Origin of the sequence: Vibrio tasmaniensis (genome assembly GCF_024347635.1) — a bacterium.
Classification (GTDB): domain Bacteria; phylum Pseudomonadota; class Gammaproteobacteria; order Enterobacterales; family Vibrionaceae; genus Vibrio; species Vibrio tasmaniensis.
In genome coordinates, this window is the sequence record NZ_AP025510.1 from 3196802 (window position 1) to 3219575 (window position 22774).

Genomic DNA, 22774 nt, shown 5'->3' on the forward strand with positions numbered 1-22774 from the left:
AACATTTTCGGCTTTGCCGATTTACAGGAAGAATGGGAGCACAAGATGTGCAGAGACAATGGAAACAATTACCAAAATAAAGGTAATACGGAGGAATTACGATGAAAGGCGCAGAACTGGTCGTATCCGCACTCAAGCAACAAGGCATTGAGACCGTATTTGGTTACCCAGGCGGTGCCATCATGCCAATCTACGATGCACTCTATGACGGCGGGGTTGAACATATCCTATGCCGCCATGAGCAAGGCGCTGCAATGGCCGCTATCGGTATGGCTCGAGCAACGCAAGACGTGGCGGTTTGTATGGCAACCTCAGGCCCAGGTGCAACAAACCTAGTCACAGGCCTTGCTGATGCTTTTATGGATTCCATCCCACTGGTTGCCATCACAGGGCAAGTTGCGAGCTCCCACATCGGTACCGACGCATTCCAAGAAATGGATGTGATTGGTATGTCTCTGTCATGTACTAAACACAGCTACCTCGTTACCGATATTGAAGATCTTGCTCCAACACTCGCTGAAGCATTTATCGTTGCAAAATCAGGTCGTCCAGGCCCGGTTATTGTCGACATCGCCAAAGATGTTCAATTAGCAGAGTCCCCAGTTAAAATTCTTCCTGAATTTACGCCACCAGCCATTCCTGTTGCGACAACTGACGCGATTGAACAAGCACAACACTTCCTATCTCAAGCGACTCGTCCTGTTCTATACGTAGGTGGTGGCGTTCAACTGGCGAAAGCAACCGATGCAGTTCGTGAGTTTTTACGTCTAAATCCAATGCCTGCAGTAAGCACACTAAAAGGCTTAGGCACCATTGAACGTGACGACCCACACTACCTGGGTATGCTGGGTATGCACGGCACCAAAGCCGCTAACCTAGTGGTTCAAGAAAGTGACCTGTTGATTGTTGTTGGCGCTCGTTTTGATGACCGAGTAACCGGCAAGCTTGATACCTTCGCACCACACGCGAAAGTTATCCATATCGATATCGATGCAGCTGAGTTCAGCAAACTACGTCTGGCCGATGCGCCAATTCGTGGTGACATCAACAAGATCATGCCTCAACTGGAGCTAAGCCAAGACATCTCATCTTGGGTTCACCACTCTGAAGGGCTACGTACTTCGTTTAAATGGCGTTACGACCACCCAGGCGATCTGATCTTTGCTCCACTGCTGTTGAAGCAACTATCTGACATGATGCCTGCGAGTTCTATGGTTTCTACCGATGTTGGCCAACATCAGATGTGGGCAGCTCAGCATATTCAACCACGCGATCCACAAAACTTCATCACCTCTGCTGGATTAGGCACCATGGGCTTTGGCTTACCAGCTGCTATGGGAGCATCGGTTGGCCGTCCTGATGACCAATCTATACTTATCTCTGGTGACGGTTCGTTCATGATGAACGTACAAGAGCTTGGCACACTGAAACGTCGCCAAATCCCAGTAAAAATGGTGCTTCTGAATAACTCTCGCTTAGGTATGGTTCGCCAATGGCAATCGCTGTTCTTTGATGGTCGCCATAGTGAAACTATCTTGGATGACAACCCAGACTTCGTCATGCTCGCGAAAGCGTTCGATATCCCGGGTAAAACCATCACGCGTAAAGAAGAAGTAGAACCAGCATTGAAAGAAATGCTAGAGAGCAAAACGGCTTACCTACTTCATGTCATAATCGATGAAGAAGAAAACGTATGGCCACTAGTACCGCCAGGTGCTTCAAACAGTGAGATGTTGGAGAACACATAACATGAAAAGATACTTACTAGACATCAAAGCCGATGATAAGCCTGTACTACTAGAGCGTGTTCTTCGTGTTATCCGCCACCGTGGCTTCATCGTTAAACAAGTGGCAGGGACCCAAAACCAAGAAAGTAAAGTCGCGAGTGTTGAGATCATTGTCGACAGTGACCGTCCGATCTCTTTCTTGGTTAATCAAATCGAAAAGCTGTGGGATGTACGTACCGTTGACGTTATCTCTATCAGCCGTAATGAACTGCCAAACAATAACTTACAACAAAAGATAAACGCATAAGGAACCGCAAACATGACAGCTAAAACAGCAGACTATATTTGGTTTAACGGTGAAATGGTTCCTTGGGCAGAGGCGAACGTTCACGTCCTGACTCACGCAATGCACTACGGTACTTCTGTATTTGAAGGTGTTCGTTGTTACAACACGCCAAAAGGGCCGGTTATCTTCCGTCACCCAGAGCATGCCAGACGCCTAAAAGATTCAGCAAAAATCTACCGCTTCCCTATTCCTTACACTGAGGAAGAAATTATGGAAGCGACTCGCGAAACGCTACGTCAAAATAAGCTAGAGTCAGCGTACATCCGCCCTCTAGGTTTCGTTGGTAACGTTGGTTTGGGTGTCTGCCCGCCAGAAAACACTGAGATGGATTTGATCATCGCTGCTTTCCCTTGGGGCTCTTATCTGGGCGAAGAAGCGCTAGAAAATGGCGTTGATGCGATGATTTCTAGCTGGAACCGTGCAGCACCAAACACGATCCCAACCGCAGCAAAAGCCGGAGGTAACTACCTATCTTCACTACTGGTTGGTGGTGAAGCTCGTCGTCATGGTTACGATGAAGGTATCGCACTGAGCGTCGATGGTTACCTTTCAGAAGGTGCAGGCGAGAACATCTTTGTGATTCGCAATGGCGTGCTATCAACACCACCTGCAACCAGCGCAATACTGCCGGGTATCACTCGTGATTCGATCATGACACTAGCAAAAGACATGGGTTATGAGATCCGTGAAGAGAACATTGCTCGTGAAGCGCTATATCTTGCCGATGAAGTGTTCATGACAGGCACAGCGGCCGAGATCGTTCCGGTTCGTAGCGTAGACAAAATTACAGTTGGTGAAGGCAAACGCGGCCCTATCACTGAAAAAGTTCAAGCGGCTTACTTTGGTCTATTCAATGGAACCACTGAAGATAAGTGGGGCTGGTTAGATTACGTTTATCCAGCAGACCACGTTTCAGCAAGCCAAACGCAAACAACTAAGTAAGCAACAGCCAAATATTTTATAAGGATTTAAGCAATGCCAATCTATCGTTCAGCAACGACTACCCACGGACGCAACATGGCTGGTGCGCGCGCTTTATGGCGTGCAACTGGCGTTAAAGATGATGACTTTGGTAAGCCAATCATCGCGGTTGTAAACTCTTTCACTCAATTCGTACCAGGCCACGTTCACCTTAAAGATATGGGTCAACTGGTTGCGGGTGAAATCGAGAAAGCAGGCGGTATCGCTAAAGAATTCAACACCATAGCAGTTGATGATGGTATCGCAATGGGTCACGGCGGCATGCTGTACTCACTACCATCACGTGAGCTTATCGCGGATTCAGTGGAATACATGGTTAATGCACACTGTGCGGATGCGATGGTGTGTATCTCTAACTGTGACAAAATCACTCCGGGAATGATGATGGCAGCAATGCGCCTAAACATCCCAGTGATCTTTGTATCAGGCGGTCCAATGGAAGCGGGTAAAACTAAGCTTTCAGATCAAATCATCAAGCTCGACCTTGTTGATGCAATGATCCAAGGTGCCGATCCAACCATTTCTGATGAGCAAAGTGAGCAAGTAGAGCGTTCTGCATGTCCGACATGTGGTTCATGTTCAGGCATGTTCACAGCGAACTCAATGAACTGTCTGACAGAAGCGCTTGGCCTCTCTCAGCCAGGTAACGGTTCTATGCTAGCAACGCACGCAGACCGTGAAGAGCTATTCATCAATGCCGGTAAGCGCATCGTTGATCTAACCAAGCGTTACTACGAGCAAGATGACGAATCAGCACTACCACGCAACATCGCTAACCGCGCAGCATTTGATAATGCAATGGCGCTAGATATCGCGATGGGTGGTTCGAGTAACACGGTACTTCACCTTTTAGCGGCGGCTCAAGAAGGTGAGATTGATTTTGATATGGGTGATATCGACGAGATGTCTCGCCGCGTTCCACACCTATGTAAGGTTGCTCCTTCAACACCAAAATACCACATGGAAGACGTTCACCGTGCTGGTGGCGTAATGGCTATCCTAGGTGAGCTTGATCGTGCAGGTCTACTGAACAACCAAACTCGCACTGTACTTGGCCTAAGCATGCAAGAGCAGCTCGCTCAATACGACATCATGCAGACAGAAGACGAAGCCGTGCTTAAGTTTTTCCGTGCAGGTCCTGCAGGCATTCGTACCACTAAAGCCTTCTCACAAGATTGCCGTTGGGATCGTCTTGATGACGACCGCAAAGAAGGTTGTATTCGTACCAAAGAAAACGCATTCAGCCAAGAAGGCGGCCTAGCGGTACTTTCAGGTAACATCGCGGTTGATGGTTGTATCGTTAAGACTGCGGGTGTTGATGAAGAAAACCTTAAATTCCAAGGTCCAGCAATCGTATTTGAAAGCCAAGATACAGCGGTAGAAGGTATCTTAGCCGGTAAAGTTAAAGCAGGCGAAGTAGTTGTTATTCGTTACGAAGGTCCAAAAGGTGGTCCGGGCATGCAAGAAATGCTTTACCCAACCACTTACCTAAAATCTATGGGTCTAGGTAAATCTTGTGCTCTACTGACTGACGGACGTTTCTCTGGTGGTACATCAGGTCTGTCTATCGGTCACGCTTCTCCAGAAGCAGCAAGTGGCGGTGTGATTGGTCTAGTGAACACAGGCGATATCATCACTATCGATATCCCTAACCGTTCTATCACGCTTGATGTGGCTGAAGATGAACTAGCAGCTCGTCGTGAAAAACAAGATGCATTAGGCTGGAAACCAGAAAACCGTCAACGTGAAGTGTCGTTCGCACTGAAAGCTTACGCAAGCATGGCAACCAGTGCCGACAAAGGCGCTGTGCGTGATAAGTCTAAGCTTGAGGGCTAACTATGAGTGATGACACCTCCAGTCCCCAAAAACAAAGTGGCGCAGATTATCTGCGTCAGATCCTGAGAGCGCCGGTTTACGAAGCGGCGATTGTGACACCTCTACAGGATATGCCACGCTTGAGTGCTCGAATTGGCAATCAGGTTCAGCTTAAGCGAGAAGACCGCCAGCCGGTACACTCGTTCAAGCTGCGCGGTGCCTACAACATGGTATCAAGCCTTTCTGAACAGCAAAAAGCCGCAGGTGTGATTGCGGCATCGGCGGGTAACCACGCTCAAGGCATGGCGCTGTCCGGCTCTAAGCTAGGTATTCAGACCACGATCGTGATGCCAAAAACCACACCGGACATCAAGGTTGATGCAGTACGTAGCTTTGGCGGTAACGTGGTTCTGCACGGCAGCAACTTTGATGAAGCGAAAGCGGAAGCGGAACGCCTTTCGGCTGAACATGGCTACACCTTTGTTCCTCCTTTCGATCACCCATTGGTGATTGCTGGGCAAGGCACCATGGGTATGGAGATGCTTCAGCAAAACGGCCACATGGATTATATCTTTGTGCCTGTTGGTGGCGGTGGCTTAGCGGCTGGTGTTGCTGTATTAATCAAACAACTGATGCCAGAAATTAAAGTGATTGCGGTAGAACCAGAAGATTCGGCTTGCTTGAAAGCGGCACTCGACGCTGGTGAACCTGTGGTACTGGATCAGGTCAGCATGTTTGCTGATGGTGTTGCGGTTAAGCGTATTGGTGAAGAGACATTCCGCCTTTGCCAGCAGTACATCGATGGCCATATTACCGTCTCTAGCGATGAAATCTGCTCTGCGGTAAAGGACATCTTTGAAGATACTCGCGCAATTGCCGAGCCTTCAGGAGCGCTTGCTCTGGCTGGCTTGAAGAAGTTTGCTGAACAAAACAAACTGCAAGATAAGCAATTGGCAACGGTCCTTTCTGGTGCGAACACCAACTTCCACGGTCTGCGTTATGTCTCTGAACGTTGTGAGCTGGGTGAGAAGCGAGAAGGTCTACTTGCGGTGACGATTCCAGAGCGACAAGGTGCGTTCCTAGAGTTCTGTAACATTATTGGTGGTCGAGCAGTGACTGAGTTTAACTACCGCCACAACGACGAAAGCCTAGCAAATATCTTCGTTGGTGTACGTCTGCAAGGTGGTCAAGAAGAGCTCGAACACATCATCAATGACCTACGTGAGGGCGGCTACCCGGTTGTCGATCTCTCTGATGATGAAATGGCAAAACTGCATATTCGTTACATGATTGGCGGAAAACCATCGAAACCACTGAAAGAGCGCCTTTACAGCTTTGAGTTTCCAGAGTATCCAGGTGCATTGATTAAATTCCTTGATACCTTAGGGACTCACTGGAATATCAGCCTATTCAACTATCGCAACCATGGTGCTGATTACGGTCGTGTGCTTTGTGGTTTTGAGCTTGGTGATGACGATTTGGCTCAGTTCTCTACACACTTAGAAGAACTTGGCTACCAATGCAAAGATGAAACCGATAACCCTTCCTACAAGTTCTTCTTGTCTTAAGAGTTAAGATATCGCACCAAAAAGAGCGAGTATTTACTCGCTCTTTTTATTGGTGAATATTCTGCTCAAGCTTGAAAATGATCATATTATAAAGAGATCATTAGATCGCCTTTCGATGATCCAACCAATCTTGGTGAAGTTGCTCACTCGATCCTAAATACTTCACCATCCATTCGATCAATTTATGGTTATCGTCTTTTCGCCACACCAAACAGCAATGACTCTGCGGGCTTGGTTCTGGCAGTATTTTCTCCACCAGCAAGCCTTGCTCGATAATAGGCGCAGCAATGTGCCTTGGCATGTAACCTACACCAACGCCATTTTTGAGGCATTCAATCGCACTATACCAGTTAGGTAACAACAGTCGTCTTTGATTCGAAAAGTGCCCTGTGTGTCGCTTTGGCAGTACGCTAGAGGTATCATCCAAACAGATCGCGGGATACTGACTAACAAAGGCTTCATTAAGGTTTTGCTCTCGCACACACGGGTGACTGGGTGACATCACAAATGCCCAATCTAACCGCCCCATATCCTTAACTTCAAAGTCACCGCCAACCGGAATCGCCGAAGTGGCTCCAATCACGACATCGGCCCTGCCCTGTGCAATGGCTTCCCAAGAACCATTAAACACTTCCATGTTGATCTGCAGCTCAGCGAACTCAAAGGTTTGATAAAACTCTTCAATCATAGGCTTCATCTTGTCGAGCTTAACCACGTTATCAAGGGTTAGACGTAAGGTTTTCTTCCAACCACGCGCAGCTCGGCGAGTTTGCGCACTGAGTTCTTCCATCTGTCTCAGCAGTTGACGAGCCTCTTCAATAAACAACTCCCCAGCAGGCGTCAGCTCTACTTTTCTTGGTAAGCGTCTGAAAAGTAGAACATCAAGCTCTTGCTCTACCTGCCTAACCCCATAGCTGATCGCCGATGGTACTTTGTGCAATTGCTCTGCAGCCGCAGTGAAGCTGCCCAAGCGAGCAACGGTATCAAGCATTTCTAACGAGGATTTAGAGAACATAAGCCTTCAAATTTTTTGATTGATAACTACATATTTTAGCGTTTTATTTTATCATCTCTGAAAAATAGAATGTCAGCATAAATAAACAGGGGTTCTTACTCCTGAGTATCTAACAATTTTTTTGATGATAAAAACATCACTACCTTTAGCTTAATGGCATCTTATGAATATTTCTAAATTTCAATTGGTCTACCTTGCAGTTCTTTCCATGCTTGGCTTTATTGCGACCGATATGTACCTTCCTGCATTTAAGGCAATGGAAGTCGATTTTGCAACCGGGCCAGAACAAATCGCACTGTCTCTAACCGTGTTCCTTGGTGGTATGGCAATGGGTCAGCTTCTTTGGGGTCTGGCGAGTGACAAGTATGGTCACCGTAATACGCTAGCGGTTGGTCTTGTTATCTTTACTGCAGCTTCATTCGGCTTAGCATTCAGTACCGAGGTATGGCACCTACTAACGCTGCGCTTCATTCAAGCGATCGGTGTGTGTGCGCCTGCGGTAATTTGGCAAGCAATGGTTATTAAGCGTTACTCTCAAAGCAGCAGCCAGCAGATTTTTGCGACTATCATGCCTCTAGTAGCGCTATCTCCAGCATTAGCACCTCAACTGGGTGTGTTGCTAGCAGACAGCTTTGGTTGGCACAGTATCTTTATTACATTGACGCTAATGGGCGCATTGTTGATCGCAACGACCATGGCTCAACCAAAAGAAGCGCCAGAAGTAAAACAAACATCGATCAAAACTGATATCAAAGCACTGTTTCATTCAAAGCCTTACATGGGCAATGTATTGATGTTTGCTTCAGCGTCAGCAGCGTTCTTTGCTTACCTAACGGGTATGCCAGAAATCATGGCTCAGCTGGGTTATGAAGCAAAAGATATAGGCCTTAGCTTCATTCCACAGACAATCGCCTTTATGGCTGGTGGTTACTTCGGTAAGCAAGCGGTGAAGAAGTATGGCGATGGTGTGGTACTAAGAAATCTTATTGGTTTATTCAGCGTTGCCGCATTATTGATTTTCATTGCATCACAGTGGGAACTGACATCAATCTGGCCTCTACTAGCACCTTTCTGTCTAATTGCCGTAGCGAATGGCGCACTTTACCCAATCGTAGTAAACCGTGCTCTATCAAGTGCGAAACAGAGCCCTGCGACAGCGGCTGGTTTACAAAACAGCCTGCAAATAAGTATTAGTGGCCTAGCAAGTGCATTGGTGGCAGCAATGGCAAGCCAAGCACTAAGCGCAACAGGTATCGCGGTAATGATTTGTTTAGGTGCATTGTGGGTTGGCTATATTGTTTCGAACAAAGAACTGTCTGACCACTTTGTTGCACCAGATAACTCTCGCGTAGTAACAGAAGACAACCAAGACTAGCTTCTAGCTTCTAGCTTCTAGCTTAAGAAAACAAAAAAGAGCGAGATAACTCGCTCTTTTGCTATTTATATACACCTAAAAAAACCAGTAGCGGTGCTACTGGCTTTCATTGAAGTCATATTATTTATTGCGAGACTATTTTTTCTTAGTCGGACGCTGCCAGTTAGCAATTTTACGTTCTTTCGCACGACTAATAACAAGCTCGTTCTCAGCAACATCACGAGTCACCGTTGAGCCTGCACCAACAGTTGCTCCGTTACCAATAGTAACAGGTGCGATGAGTTGGCTATCTGATCCAACAAATACGTCATCGCCAATGATGGTCTTAAACTTGTTAGCGCCATCGTAGTTACAAGTGATAGCACCGGCACCCACATTTACGCGCTGACCAATTTCAGCATCGCCTAGATACGTTAGATGGTTGGCTTTAGAGCCCTCACCAAGACGGGTGTTCTTCACTTCTACAAAGTTACCCACGTGCGAGTTGTTACGCATGTCAGCACCAGGACGTAAGCGAGTGAAAGGACCAACCGTACAGTCTTCACCAATTGTCGCACCTTCGATTACGCTGTATGGGCGAACGATAGTGTTGTCATCAATCTCACAGTCTTTCAGTACACAACCAGTGCCGATAACCACGTTATCACCAATGCTTACGCTGCCTTCAATGATTACGTTGGTATCAATTTCAACATCCATACCACACTGAAGCTCACCACGTAGGTCAAAGCGGCTTGGGTCGCGCAGCATTACGCCTTGCTTTAATAGCTTGTCTGCTTGCTCAGCTTGGTAAGCACGCTCTAGACGAGCCAGTTGAGAGCGATCGTTCACGCCTTCAACTTCAATTGGGTTGACAGGGTGAACCGCTTCAACGGCACGACCTTCATCATGAGCGGCTGCAATAACGTCAGTCAGGTAGTATTCACCTTGTGCGTTGTCATTGCTCAAGCCTGATAACCAACGCTTAAGATCGCCACCTGTTGCGACCATAACGCCAGTGTTGATCTCTTTGATAAGCTTCTGCTCATCGGTTGCATCTTTCTGTTCAACGATTGCCACAACAGGACCGTTGCGACGAATGATACGACCGTAACCCATAGGGTTATCTAGAACGACAGTAAGCAGTGCGATACCACCGTTTGGTTGAGCGTCTAATAGGTTTTCAATGGTTTCTGGCGAGATAAGCGGAACATCACCGTATAGTACAAGTACTTTTTCATCATCAGCGAAATGCGCAGAAGCCTGATCGACCGCGTGACCAGTACCGAGCTGTTCAGCTTGCAGTGCCCAGTTAACCGTCTCGCTCGCTAGCGTAGATTTCATCTGCTCACCACCATGGCCGTAGACCAAATGGATGTTTTGAGCGCCTAAGCCGTTACAGGTATCAATAACATGTTTAACCATCGGCTTACCCGCAAGCGTATGCAGAACCTTTGGTGTGTTTGAATACATGCGAGTGCCTTTGCCCGCTGCGAGAATTACCGCGCTAAACTTCATTGTAAACCTATCCAACATTATTTTTTATTAAGCCGATATTGTAACCGTTTTTGGCCAAAAAATTAAATCGCAATAACCATTTAACAGGTATTGATATGTAAAAGGAACATTTTTGAGAATCCAAAAATGCAAAAAGGCGACCCTTAGGTCGCCTTTATCTCAGAGTCACTAATCTTATAAAAGATTAACGACGCTGTTTTGTCAGTTCGATAACTCGTAACTGAGCAATGGCTTTAGCCAGTTCACCGGCCGCTTGTGCGAAGTCTATGTCGCCATGCTGATTTTGGATATTCTCCACAGCTTTGCGCTTAGCTTCTTCCGCCTTTGCTGCGTCTAGTTCTTCACCACGGATAGCTGTATCAGCCAGTACAGTCGCTGTACCAGGCTGAACTTCTACCATGCCACCAGAAACATAAATAATTTCTTCGTGACCGTGCTGCTTAACAATACGCACCATACCAGGCTTGATAGCGGTCAGCAGTGGAGTGTGACCATGGAAAATACCAAGCTCACCCTCACTACCGGTCACCTGAAACGTCTCAACAAGACCAGAGAAAATTTGTTTCTCGGCACTTACAACGTCTAGGTGAAAGGTTATTGCTGCCATATCGCCTCCTAGTTAGCCTTATAGCTTCTTAGCATTCTCGATAGCTTCGTCAATTGCACCACAGTACATGAACGCTTGCTCTGGAATGTCATCGTATTCACCAGATAGAAGACCTTGGAAGCCACGTAGAGTCTCTTTAAGAGGTACGTAAACGCCTGGGTCACCTGTAAATACTTCCGCTACGTGGTAAGGCTGAGTTAGGAACTTCTCAATCTTACGAGCACGAGATACGACTTGCTTATCTTCTTCAGATAGCTCGTCCATACCTAGGATAGCAATGATATCTTTCAGCTCTTTATAGCGCTGAAGAGTAGACTGAACGCCACGAGCGATGTCGTAATGTTCTTGTCCAACTACCAATGGATCCAGTTGACGTGAAGTAGAATCTAGCGGGTCGATCGCTGGGTATAGACCCATAGATGCGATGTTACGGTTAAGTACAACCGTTGCATCCAAGTGAGCGAACGTTGTTGCTGGAGACGGGTCAGTCAAGTCATCCGCAGGTACGTATACCGCCTGTACAGACGTGATAGAACCAGCTTTAGTTGACGTGATACGCTCTTGTAGAACACCCATCTCTTCAGCTAGTGTAGGTTGGTAACCTACCGCAGAAGGCATACGACCTAGAAGTGCTGATACTTCAGTACCTGCTAGTGTGTAACGGTAGATGTTATCAACGAACAGTAGAACGTCACGACCTTCGTCACGGAAGCGTTCTGCCATTGTTAGACCAGTCAGTGCAACACGTAGACGGTTACCTGGTGGCTCGTTCATCTGACCGTAAACCATCGCTACTTTTGATTCTTCAGGTTTTTCGATGTTTACAACACCTGCTTCCTGCATTTCAAAGTAGAAATCGTTACCTTCACGAGTACGCTCACCTACACCTGCAAATACAGATAGGCCTGAGTGTTGAAGTGCGATGTTGTTGATAAGTTCCATCATGTTAACGGTCTTACCTACACCAGCACCACCGAATAGACCGATTTTACCACCCTTAGCGAATGGACAAATCAAGTCGATTACTTTAACACCAGTTTCTAGAAGAGCTGTCTCGTTAGACTGCTCTTCGTAGCTTGGAGCTTCACGGTGAATGGCGTAATGCTCTTCAGCACCAATCTCGCCACACTCATCAATCGCGTCACCTAGGACATTCATGATACGACCCAATGTCTTAGTACCTACTGGTACTGAGATTGGAGCGCCAGTATTTTCAACTGTCAAACCACGACGTAAACCATCAGAGCTACCCATTACGATTGCGCGAACTACGCCACCGCCAAGTTGTTGCTGAACTTCAAGAACTAGACGCTCTTTCACTTCATTAACATTCAGAGCATCGTATACACGAGGTACTTCGCCCTGTGGGAACTCTACGTCGACTACCGCACCGATGATCTGTACGATCTTACCTGTAGCCATCGTTAATCCTCTAACTATTTAGTTTTACCTAAGCTTAAACCGCAGCTGCGCCTGAAACGATCTCAGAAAGTTCTTGTGTAATCGCCGATTGACGGGCTTTGTTATACACAAGTTCTAAGTCATCAATAATGTCACCAGCATTATCTGTTGCTGATTTCATTGCAATCATTCGAGCCGCTTGCTCACAAGCAAGGTTCTCAACCACACCTTGGTACACTTGAGATTCGACATAGCGAACCAGTAGTGCATCTAGTAGTGGTTTTGGCTCGGGCTCATAAATGTAGTCCCAAGAATGACTGCGTTTCATTTCTTCGCTGTCTGATTTAGGCAAAGGAAGTAATTGATCGATCGTTGGTTCTTGAACCATAGTGTTTTCAAACTTGTTGAACACTACGAACAGGCGATCTAGTTCGCCTTCATCATATTTCTTCAGCATAACGCTTACAGAGCCAATCAAGTCTTCAAGGCTTGGACGATCGCCCAGACCAGAAACTTGAGCTGCTACTTTCGCGCCGCTGTTATTGAAAAATGCTGTTGCTTTAGAGCCTACAATTGCAAGCTCTACATCAGCACCTTTCTCAGACCAATCTTTCATGTCATTCATGGCTTTTTTGAACAAGTTAATGTTCAAACCACCACAAAGACCACGGTCTGTAGAAACGATGATATAACCAACACGTTTGGCTTCTCGTTCCTCAAGATAAGGATGCTTATACTCGAGGCTACCATTAGCCAAATGACCGATCACTTTACGCATTGTTTCTGCATATGGACGAGTAGCTTCCATTGCGTCTTGAGAACGACGCATTTTTGAAGCTGCTACCATTTCCATTGCTTTCGTAATCTTCTGTGTGCTTTTAACACTACCGATTTTATTACGTATCTCTTTTGCGCCGGCCATCGTTACTCTCCGTTAATGGTATGAGGTGGCCCTAAGACCACCTACCAATTACCAGGTCTGGGTTGCCTTGAAATCGTCAACAAGCTTCTTCAGCTCAGCTTCGATTTCTTTGTTGAAAGCACCCGTTGCGTCGATCTGTGTTGCTAGATCAGCGTATTGACCACGAGCAAACGACAGTAAAGCAGCTTCAAAATCTAGAACTTTAGAAAGTTCAACGTCTTGAAGGTATCCACGCTCTGCAGCGAAGATTACTAGAGCTTGGTCAAATACAGACATAGGAGCGTATTGCTTCTGCTTCATCAGTTCTGTAACTTTTTGACCGTGGTCTAGCTGCTTCTTAGTCGCTTCATCAAGATCCGAAGAGAACTGAGCAAATGCTGCAAGTTCACGGTATTGAGCTAGAGCAGTACGGATACCGCCAGATAGCTTCTTGATGATTTTAGTCTGCGCCGAACCACCTACACGAGAAACTGAGATACCTGGGTCAACAGCTGGACGTACGCCCGCGTTGAATAGCTCAGTTTGTAGGAAGATCTGACCATCAGTAATCGAGATTACGTTCGTTGGTACGAATGCAGATACGTCACCAGCTTGCGTTTCGATGATAGGTAGAGCAGTTAAAGAACCAGTCTTGCCTGTCACTTCGCCGTTAGTGAATTTTTCTACGTATGCTTCGCTTACACGAGCTGCACGCTCTAGTAGACGAGAGTGAAGGTAGAAAACATCACCTGGGAACGCTTCACGACCTGGTGGACGCTTAAGTAGTAGCGAGATTTGACGGTAAGCGACAGCTTGCTTAGATAGATCATCATAAACAATCAGTGCATCTTCACCGCGATCACGGAAGTATTCGCCCATCGCACAACCAGCATACGGTGCAAGGTATTGCAGCGCTGCAGATTCAGAAGCAGATGCAACAACAACAACAGTGTTTGCTAATGCGCCGTGCTCTTCTAGTTTGCGAACTACGTTAGCAATAGTCGACGCTTTTTGGCCGATAGCTACGTAGATAGAGAAAATACCAGAATCTTTTTGGTTAATAATCGCATCGATCGCCATTGCTGTTTTACCAGTCTGACGGTCACCGATTACGAGCTCACGTTGACCACGACCGATAGGGATCATTGAGTCAACTGACTTGTAACCAGTTTGAACAGGTTGATCTACCGATTTACGGTCGATTACACCTGGTGCGATAATTTCTACAGGCGAAGTTAGTTTCGCTTCGATAGGACCTTTACCATCAATTGGCTCACCTAGCGTGTTTACAACACGACCAAGCATTTCAGGACCTACTGGTACTTCAAGAATACGACCAGTACCTGTAACTTTCATGCCTTCCTGTAGGTCAGCATACGGGCCCATTACAACAGCACCAACCGAATCACGGTTCAAGTTTAGTGCTAGCGCGTAACGGCCACCCGGTAGTTCGATCATTTCACCTTGCATCACGTCCGCTAGGCCGTGGATGCTAAGGATGCCATCGCTTACAGAAACGATAGTACCTTCATTGCGAGCTTCACTAACAACGTCGAAAGATTCAATACGTTGTTTAATTAGATCGCTAATTTCAGTGGAATTAAGTTGCATGCTCCAATCCCCATTAAGACTGCAATGCATCGCTCAGGCGGTCTAAACGACTGCGCGCTGAGTTATCGATGACTAGGTCTCCGGCTCGAATAATAACTCCACTAAGTAGAGTCTCATCTATACTGCAATTCAGCTGAACTTTGCGCGCTAAGCGCTGTTCCAATTTGCTGCTGATCTCTGCACGTTGTTCTTCAGAAAGTTCTACCGCTGAAGTTACTTCAACGTCGATCTCTTTCTCATACTCTTTTTTGAGTATAAAGAACTCTTTACAAACATCAGGAAAAGCCATCAAGCGGCCGTTCTCTGCCATCACTTTAATTAAGTTCTGACCGAATTCATCAAATTGTTCGCCACAAATTACAATGAATACTTCAGCTAATTTTTCAGCAGTCATAGAACCGCTTAATAAATTGTGAACATCATCATTTTGTGCCACTTCGGCAGCAAAAGTAAGCATTTGACCCCATTGGTCTAGCTCACCTTTATCTACCGCAAAGTCAAACGCTGCTTTAGCATAGGGGCGTGCGATTGTAGTCAAATCAGACATATACAGCCCCTTGCTTTAAAGTTTTGCAGTAATGTTGTTAAGAAGATCATCGTGTACATCTTTATCGATTGTACGTTCAAGGATTTTCTCAGCACCAGCTATAGCCAGAGTTGCGACTTGTTTGCGCAGGTCATCACGGGCACGTGTACGTTCTGCTTCAATTTCTGCTTCAGCTTGCGCTAAGATCTTCTGGCGTTCTGCCTGAGCCTCTTCGCGTGCTTCATCAATAATTTGAGCTTTACGTTTGTTTGCCTGATCAATAACCTCAGTTGCAGTGCGCTTTGCTTCTTTCATTTGCTCAGAAGCGTTGGCTTGTGCCAGGTTCAAGTCTTTAGCAGCGCGTTCAGCGGCTACTAGACCGTCAGCAATTTTCTTCTGACGTTCTTCAATTGCTTGCATGATTGGTGGCCATACATATTTCATGCAGAACCAAACAAACAGTGAAAAAGCAATTGCTTGACCTAGCAGAGTTGCGTTCATATTCACAACAGCTACCCCTCGTTAAGAATCAACTACAAAAATTTAATTAACTATTTAGAAGTTAATTAGCCTGCTAGTTGACCAACAAATGGGTTAGCAAACGTGAATAGTAGTGCGATTACGATACCGATCATTGGAACAGCATCCAATAGACCAGCGATGATGAACATCTTAACTTGTAGCATTGGAGCCATTTCAGGTTGACGCGCAGCGCCTTCTAGGAATTTACCACCAAGAATAGCAAAACCAATTGCAGTACCTACGGCACAAAGACCAACAATGATAGCAACAGCGATTGCTGAAAAACTTAGTACAGTTTCCATTTACGTTCTCCGATTAACATTAATAGTTAGAATAAAGCTTAAAAATTTTTTAGTGATCACTATCTTCATGAGCCATTGATAAGTAAACGATTGTCAACATCATGAAAACAAACGCTTGAATCAAAATAACCAAGATATGGAAGATAGCCCAAGGTAGTGCACCTACCCATTGTAAATACCACGGTAGCATTGCCGCGATAAGAATAAACACCACCTCACCCGCAAACATATTACCAAATAAACGCATACCTAGAGATAGTGGCTTCGCGAGTAACGAAATTACCTCAAGTACCAAGTTAAATGGAATCATGATTGGGTGATTAAATGGATGCAGTGCCAATTCTTTAGCAAATCCGCCCAGACCTTTCACTTTGATGCTGTAGTAGATCATCAGAGCAAAAACACCTAAAGCCATTGCCATTGTTATATTAACATCAGCTGTAGGAACCACTTTCAAGTAAGGGATACCTAGCCAATGCTCTGCAGGATACGGTAAGAAATCGATAGGCACTAAGTCCATCAAGTTCATAATGATAATCCAGCAGAATATAGTCAGTGCTAGTGGGGCAATCAGAGGGTTGCGGCCATGGAAAGTTTCTTTAACGTTGTCGCCAACGAATTCCACTACCATTTCAACAAAACACTGAAGCTTACCAGGTACACCTACTGTTGCTTTCTTAGCGACTGAGCGAAAAACCCAAAGGAATAACACCCCTGTCAGCACAGAAAAAAACAGACTGTCTATATGTACGTTCCAGAAACTTGTCTCCTCTACAAGACCAAACTTAGCTAAAGAAAGGTTTTGTAAATGGTGTTCAATGTATCCGGATGCTGTTGGCGCAGCCATAACTCATCCTATTTTTTATTGTTAATGAAAAGCACTGGCGCAAAGATATTAATACCTAGAACCAGTAAATAGGTCAGTTTGAGGGGAATTAATTCCACCTGCATATACATGTAGACGATAGAGAATAGTAGAACTGTGATTAAGATTTTTAGCGCTTCACCTGCATAGAACGACGCCGCAACTAACTTAGTTGCGCGAGCTCCACAAAATAGGAAAGCACACACACAAAAAACCACATTCGCGATGACAAAAATACCGCCACCAATTAATGCAGCAAAACCCCAATCAGGATTAACAGCTAAACCTAACCCTATCGCCACTAATATAACCGCGCTAAGCTCGATCAATAACATTTGCTTTGCAAGCACTCGTCCTGGTCTTGCTAACGCCGCTACCATGTATTCGTTCCTCTTTTAAGCCTACTTTGATACTCGCTTAAAAGCGTGCTGAGAAATTGGCGAAAATTATACGTTCAGCCAAATTGATTGCAATAAGAATGCAGCAATCATTTACATTTTTGTATACAAACCGACAACTTTTGTACAAGGTCACTTGTTCATTACATAATTGACCTAAATCAATTATCTCACTTAGTACTCTAATTTAGCAATAAGTTGATCTAATTTGTGAGGCTCATCAAGAGTAATTGTCACTTTTGACTTCCCACTAACAGAACGAGTAACTGAAACGTTTGCTTGCAATTTTTCCGTGAGTCTTCGTGAAAGTTCGATAGCTTCAGTGTCTTCAGGCTTCGATTCTGATTCAACGTCTGGCTTTAAGCACTTTTTAACAAGTTGCTCAGTTTGACGCACGGTCATTTTTTTGGTTGCCGCAGTGTTTGCTGCCTCAACCTGGGTATCGCCTTCAAGCGCAAGCAATGCTCTAGCATGCCCCATTTCCAGATGTTTATTGGAAACTAAACCTTTTACTTCATTTTCGAGCTGATTTAGACGTAATAAGTTACTAACTGTTGCTCTCGACTTACCGATCACTTCAGCGACTTGTTGATGTGTCAGCTCAAATTCGTTCTGTAAGCGCTCTAACGCTTGTGCTTCTTCGATAGCATTCAAGTCTTCACGCTGAATATTCTCGATCAATGCCATCGCAATCGCAGCTTTGTCTTCAACTCTTTTGATCAGACATGGCACTTGCTTAAGGCCAGCTTGACGAGCCGCTCTCCAACGACGTTCGCCAGCTATAATCTCAAACTGGTCGTGCGCTAGTGGGCGTACAACAATTGGCTGAATAATGCCTTGAGATTGAATTGATGCTGCCAGCTCTTCTAGCGCTTCCGGCGCAATATCCTTACGCGGTTGATATACACCTGGCTTTAAGCAACCAACAGCCAATTCGATAAGCTCACCATCAGCCGACAACGCCTGACTGTAAGAAGCGACTTGCTGTTTTTCACGAGCCAATGAGCTAGTTGCAAGCAATGCATCTAGCCCCTTTCCTAAACCACGCTTAGACATTGAGCGAATTCCTTTGGTTAGACCGATACTGGGACTTCTTCACGACGCAACATTTCGCCAGCAAGAGCAAGATATGCCTTAGCTCCAGCTGAATATTTGTCGTAGTACATTGCTGGCTTGCCATGACTCGGCGCTTCTGCCAGACGCACATTTCTAGGGATCACAGTTCGATAGACTTTGCTACCGAAGTGCTTTTTGAGTTGATCAGATACTTCGTTCGATAAGCGGTTACGAGGATCGTACATAGTACGCAGAAGACCTTCGATCTTCAGATTCTCGTTGACCACCGCAGCGAGCTTGCTGATGGTATCCATCAACGCAGTCAAACCTTCCAGAGCAAAGTATTCACATTGCATAGGAACCAATACGGAATCGGCCGCAGCCATCGCATTAATTGTAAGAAGATTTAATGACGGTGGGCAATCGATAAAGATGAAATCATAGTTACTACGAATGGGTGCCAACGCGTTCTTTAGGCGAACTTCACGAGCAAACACTTCCATCAATTTGATTTCTGCCGCTGTAACATCACCATTTGCGGCGATAAGGTCATAGTTGCCAGATGTACTTCGGCAAACTACCTCATCAAATGGGGTGTCTTCAACCAACAAATCGTAAGCAGTTGCTTCAACCTGATACTTGTCAACACCGCTCGCCATCGTGGCATTACCTTGAGGATCGAGGTCAACAACCAATATCTTGCGCTTTGTTGCCGCCATTGATGCTGCCAAGTTAATGCAAGTTGTTGTTTTTCCTACGCCACCCTTCTGGTTGGCAATTGCTACGATTTTACCCACTATGGCCTCGCTGATTATCCCTGACGCGATAAAGTAACTAGATGACGCTCTCCATCAAGCTCTGGCACTTGCAAAGCTTTAATGTCTGTCACTGAACACCATTCAGGTAACAGGTCGATTTCGTCTCTAGGATGTTGTCCCTTAAGAGCCAAAAATACACCGGATTGCTCTTTAGGTAAATGATGACACCACTCTACCATGTCTGTCATTGATGCAAATGCGCGACTGAGCACGGCATCAAACTTTTCTTCTGGTTGAAATTCTTCAACACGACTTTGAATCGGCACCACGTTGTCGATACCCAGCTCATGAATCACTTGCTTGATAAAACGAATACGCTTACCCAAGCTGTCTAGCAAGTAAAACTCGCAGTCAGGATTCATGATTGAGAGCGGAATCCCAGGAAGACCTGGGCCAGTGCCAACGTCAATAAAACGCTTGCCTTGTAAGTGAGTGCTAACAATGATGCTATCTAAGATATGTTTCACCATCATTTCTTGCGGATCACGAACTGACGTCAGATTGTATGCTTTGTTCCACTTGTTTAGTAACTCAACGTAGCCAACCAATTGGCTGCGTTGCTTTTCAGATACTTCAAGTTCAGTCTGGCCAATCAGGTGATCCAGTTTTTCGCGTAATGCGCTCATTATGCTTCCTCACCTTTTTTCAACAGGCCGTGTTTTTTCAAGTAAACCAACAGAATTGAAATTGCAGCTGGTGTGATACCTGAGATTCGCGATGCAATACCAATTGAGTCTGGTTTAGCGGTAGTTAGTTTTAGAACCACTTCGTTAGAAAGCCCTTTTACCTTGCTGTAATCGATGTCAGCCGGCAGTTTGGTGTTTTCATGACGCAGTGATTTTTCAATTTCATCTTGTTGGCGCTGGATATAGCCATCGTACTTAACTTGGATCTCAACTTGCTCTGAGGCTTGTTGATCTTCCAGTGCAGGACCGAAACGATCCAACGACGTTAGCTGTGAATAAGTCATTTCAGGACGACGAAGAAGATCTTCACCACTCGCTTCACGAGACATTGGTGTTTTCAGGATCTGGTTCAATTGATCAATATCTTCAGATTTTGGATTAATCCATGTTTCTTTAAGACGTTGACGCTCTTTCTCCATGTTTTCCATCTTCTCGTTGAATCGCGTCCAACGAGCATCGTCGACCAAGCCAAGTTCACGTGACTTTTCAGTCAAACGGATATCAGCGTTGTCTTCACGAAGCAACAAGCGGTATTCCGCGCGAGATGTAAACATGCGGTACGGTTCTTTGGTACCCATTGTCGACAAGTCATCTATAAGTACACCCATGTAAGCTTGATCGCGGCGTGGGCTCCAGCCCTCTTTGCCTTGCGTAAACAAACTCGCATTCAAACCGGCCATTAAGCCTTGTGCTGCAGCTTCTTCGTAGCCAGTGGTGCCATTGATTTGCCCCGCAAAGAACAACCCCTTAATAAACTTGGTCTCGTAAGTCAGTTTAAGATCGCGAGGGTCAAAGAAGTCGTACTCAATCGCGTAGCCAGGACGGACGATATGTGCGTTCTCAAAACCTTTCATTGAGTGAACGATTTTTACCTGAACATCAAATGGCAAACTGGTTGAAATACCATTCGGGTATAACTCGTGCGTCGTTAGGCCTTCAGGCTCAATGAAAATTTGGTGACTGTTTTTATCAGCAAAACGCATCACTTTGTCTTCAATCGACGGACAGTAACGAGGGCCAATACCTTCAATCACACCAGCGTACATCGGGCTGCGATCGAGATTGGCACGAATAACGTCATGCGTATTTTCGTTAGTGTGCGTGATGTAACATGGAATCTGACGCGGCTGCTGAGCTCGGTTCCCCATGAATGAGAAAACAGGCGTAGGGTTATCACCGTGCTGAACCTCAAGCTCAGAAAAATCAACGCTACGAGCATCGATACGAGGAGGTGTGCCTGTTTTCAGGCGATCAACTCGGAATGGAAGATCACGAAGACGGTCAGCCAGTGCGATCGATGGTGGATCGCCAGCACGGCCGCCTGAAGAACTTTCCATACCAATATGGATCTTCCCGCCTAGGAATGTCCCCACAGTCAAGACCACAGCGCTTGCGCGGAACTTAAGGCCCATCTGCGTTACCACACCCACCACTTGATCCTGCTCAACGATCAAGTCATCAACCGACTGTTGGAATAAAGTCAGGTTTGGCGTGTTTTCAAGAACGTTACGAACAAAGGCTTTGTAAAGTGCGCGGTCAGCTTGTGCACGAGTTGCACGAACTGCAGGGCCTTTTGATGCGTTCAATGTTCTGAACTGAATACCTGCATGATCAATAGCTTGCGCCATTAATCCACCCATAGCATCGACCTCTTTTACCAAGTGGCCCTTACCGATCCCGCCAATGGCTGGGTTACAGGACATTTGTCCTAATGTATCGATATTATGAGTAAGTAATAACGTACTTTGACCAGTACGTGCAGATGCGAGTGCGGCTTCCGTTCCTGCATGGCCACCACCAACAACGATGACGTCAAATTTTTCGTGATAAAGCATGAACCGACCTCAGGTATTCAAACGTTTTCTAGATTGATAAAAAGGAGCGATATTCTACCTGTTTTCATAGCCTGAGAAAACGTTTTTGGGATTTTTCGAAAAAGCGATTTTTAATTAATATAGATAAGATCTTTAAAGAGATCTTTTATTAGATCTATTATTAGGATCGAGAGTATCTGTGGATAAGTCAAAAATGATCAACAAGATCATGGATCTTTTTTGGATCAAATGATGTGATCTAACTTTGATCATGATGAGGATTAGCTGGGATCAAAATGGCTACTTATTCACAGGAGGAAATTGTCCGAAAACTTGTTATTTGGATAACTATAGGTTAATCACCGTATATGTATGATCTTATCCACAGCAGAAATTGAAAATAGATCGCGAATTTTAGATATTTTTGAAAAAAAGTTATTCACAATTGCGATGTACAGAGACAAAAAAAGCGGCATAAGCCGCTTTTTGAGAGAAGAGAGGGGTTAAAACTGGTCACTATGATCGTTAAACCACTCTTCAGCGGCGTCTTCTGGCACCGGAGTTTCAAGTATATCGATGGTAAAACAGGCTGAAATAGGGTGAGCTCCGAGTTCTTCCAGTTGGCTGTGGACTGATTTACCTGCCAAACAGAAGGTATCGTAGCTCGAATCTCCAAGCGCCACGACAGCAAAGCGAACCTGGCTTAAATCTGGAGATTGCTGGGTCAATGCGTCGACAAACGGCTTAATATTATCTGGAAATTCACCAGCACCATGAGTTGAAGTCACCAACAACCAAAAGCCTTGTTGAGGGATATCATCGTATTTAGGCTGATTATGAAGGGTTATTTCATGACCTTGCTCTTCAAGAAGATCATTAAGGTGATCGCCAACGTACTCTGCACCACCTAAGGTGCTGCCTGTAATAATGTGGATCATTAAGC

General features: G+C 45.6%; 22 protein-coding genes. 6 read left to right on the forward strand and 16 right to left on the reverse strand.

Translation table 11 applies throughout. The features are described 5' to 3' along the window. The first annotated feature begins 101 nt into the window (after positions 1–101). The 5 genes from ilvG to ilvA are packed head-to-tail and all read left to right on the forward strand — an operon-like array spanning position 102 to position 6437. Positions 102–1748, forward strand: coding sequence for an acetolactate synthase 2 catalytic subunit (gene ilvG / locus OCV44_RS14275; RefSeq protein WP_139685472.1), 1647 nt, complete (start codon positions 102–104; stop codon positions 1746–1748). Between the two features lies 1 nt (position 1749). Continuing rightward, positions 1750–2034, forward strand: a complete 285-nt coding sequence (gene ilvM, locus OCV44_RS14280) for an acetolactate synthase 2 small subunit (protein ID WP_017073841.1) — start codon at positions 1750–1752, stop codon at positions 2032–2034. A 12-nt stretch (positions 2035–2046) separates the two neighbouring features. Then, positions 2047–3015, forward strand: a complete 969-nt coding sequence (locus OCV44_RS14285) for a branched-chain amino acid transaminase (protein WP_139685473.1) — start codon at positions 2047–2049, stop codon at positions 3013–3015. Positions 3016–3048: 33 nt separating this feature from the next. Continuing rightward, positions 3049–4890: a dihydroxy-acid dehydratase gene (gene ilvD / locus OCV44_RS14290; protein ID WP_139685474.1), complete on the forward strand. Its 1842-nt coding sequence runs from the start codon at positions 3049–3051 to the stop codon at positions 4888–4890. 2 nt (positions 4891–4892) lie between these two features. Continuing rightward, positions 4893–6437, forward strand: coding sequence for a threonine ammonia-lyase, biosynthetic (gene ilvA / locus OCV44_RS14295; RefSeq protein ID WP_139685475.1), 1545 nt, complete (start codon positions 4893–4895; stop codon positions 6435–6437). A 100-nt stretch (positions 6438–6537) separates the two neighbouring features. Here ilvA and punR read toward each other — a convergent pair whose 3' ends face one another. Continuing rightward, a complete protein-coding gene (gene punR, locus OCV44_RS14300) occupies positions 6538–7452 on the reverse strand; it encodes a DNA-binding transcriptional activator PunR (RefSeq protein WP_009848116.1) in 915 nt (304 codons plus the stop codon). A 163-nt stretch (positions 7453–7615) separates the two neighbouring features. On the opposite strand from punR, the gene punC reads away from it, so the two are divergent. Next, a complete protein-coding gene (punC, locus tag OCV44_RS14305) occupies positions 7616–8827 on the forward strand; it encodes a purine nucleoside transporter PunC (protein WP_139685476.1) in 1212 nt (403 codons plus the stop codon). A gap of 135 nt (positions 8828–8962) precedes the next feature. Here the strand turns inward: punC and glmU are convergent, their stop codons facing one another. The 15 genes from glmU to mioC all read right to left on the reverse strand — a co-directional run bounded on the left by glmU (position 8963) and on the right by mioC (position 22769). Beyond that, positions 8963–10324 carry a bifunctional UDP-N-acetylglucosamine diphosphorylase/glucosamine-1-phosphate N-acetyltransferase GlmU gene (glmU, locus tag OCV44_RS14310; protein WP_139685477.1) on the reverse strand — a complete coding sequence of 454 codons (1362 nt, stop codon included), beginning with the start codon at positions 10322–10324 and terminating at the stop codon, positions 8963–8965. Positions 10325–10508: 184 nt separating this feature from the next. Continuing rightward, entirely contained in the window at positions 10509–10931 is a 423-nt protein-coding gene (locus tag OCV44_RS14315; RefSeq protein WP_004735742.1) for a F0F1 ATP synthase subunit epsilon, read from the reverse strand. An 18-nt stretch (positions 10932–10949) separates the two neighbouring features. Further along, a complete protein-coding gene (gene atpD, locus OCV44_RS14320) occupies positions 10950–12353 on the reverse strand; it encodes a F0F1 ATP synthase subunit beta (RefSeq protein ID WP_009848119.1) in 1404 nt (467 codons plus the stop codon). Between the two features lie 34 nt (positions 12354–12387). Continuing rightward, positions 12388–13254, reverse strand: a complete 867-nt coding sequence (gene atpG / locus OCV44_RS14325) for a F0F1 ATP synthase subunit gamma (RefSeq protein WP_009848120.1) — start codon at positions 13252–13254, stop codon at positions 12388–12390. Positions 13255–13302: 48 nt separating this feature from the next. Then, complete coding sequence (gene atpA, locus OCV44_RS14330) at positions 13303–14844, reverse strand: F0F1 ATP synthase subunit alpha (protein ID WP_004735737.1); 1542 nt, start codon at positions 14842–14844, stop codon at positions 13303–13305. A 13-nt stretch (positions 14845–14857) separates the two neighbouring features. Beyond that, positions 14858–15391, reverse strand: a complete 534-nt coding sequence (gene atpH / locus OCV44_RS14335) for a F0F1 ATP synthase subunit delta (protein ID WP_009848122.1) — start codon at positions 15389–15391, stop codon at positions 14858–14860. 15 nt (positions 15392–15406) lie between these two features. Next, on the reverse strand, positions 15407–15877 hold the full coding sequence (gene atpF, locus OCV44_RS14340) for a F0F1 ATP synthase subunit B (RefSeq protein ID WP_010433231.1): 471 nt from the start codon (positions 15875–15877) through the stop codon (positions 15407–15409). A 59-nt stretch (positions 15878–15936) separates the two neighbouring features. After that, complete coding sequence (gene atpE / locus OCV44_RS14345) at positions 15937–16194, reverse strand: F0F1 ATP synthase subunit C (RefSeq protein WP_004411110.1); 258 nt, start codon at positions 16192–16194, stop codon at positions 15937–15939. 49 nt (positions 16195–16243) lie between these two features. Continuing rightward, the gene (atpB, locus tag OCV44_RS14350) at positions 16244–17041 is read right to left on the reverse strand and encodes a F0F1 ATP synthase subunit A (protein WP_050711646.1); all 798 of its coding nucleotides are present in this window, start codon (positions 17039–17041) and stop codon (positions 16244–16246) included. Between the two features lie 8 nt (positions 17042–17049). Then, positions 17050–17439, reverse strand: a complete 390-nt coding sequence (locus OCV44_RS14355) for a F0F1 ATP synthase subunit I (RefSeq protein ID WP_008221392.1) — start codon at positions 17437–17439, stop codon at positions 17050–17052. Between the two features lie 192 nt (positions 17440–17631). Continuing rightward, positions 17632–18513 (reverse strand): ParB/RepB/Spo0J family partition protein, encoded by an 882-nt coding sequence (locus tag OCV44_RS14360; RefSeq protein ID WP_139685478.1) that lies wholly within the window; start codon positions 18511–18513, stop codon positions 17632–17634. Positions 18514–18530: 17 nt separating this feature from the next. Then, entirely contained in the window at positions 18531–19310 is a 780-nt protein-coding gene (locus tag OCV44_RS14365; protein ID WP_139685479.1) for a ParA family protein, read from the reverse strand. Between the two features lie 14 nt (positions 19311–19324). Next, positions 19325–19957 (reverse strand): 16S rRNA (guanine(527)-N(7))-methyltransferase RsmG, encoded by a 633-nt coding sequence (gene rsmG / locus OCV44_RS14370; protein WP_009848127.1) that lies wholly within the window; start codon positions 19955–19957, stop codon positions 19325–19327. Continuing rightward, the gene (mnmG, locus tag OCV44_RS14375) at positions 19957–21852 is read right to left on the reverse strand and encodes a tRNA uridine-5-carboxymethylaminomethyl(34) synthesis enzyme MnmG (RefSeq protein ID WP_139685480.1); all 1896 of its coding nucleotides are present in this window, start codon (positions 21850–21852) and stop codon (positions 19957–19959) included. The genes rsmG and mnmG overlap by 1 nt, the downstream gene beginning before the upstream one ends. Positions 21853–22334: 482 nt before the next feature. Beyond that, positions 22335–22769 (reverse strand): FMN-binding protein MioC, encoded by a 435-nt coding sequence (mioC, locus tag OCV44_RS14380; protein WP_139685482.1) that lies wholly within the window; start codon positions 22767–22769, stop codon positions 22335–22337. Positions 22770–22774 lie beyond the last annotated feature (5 nt).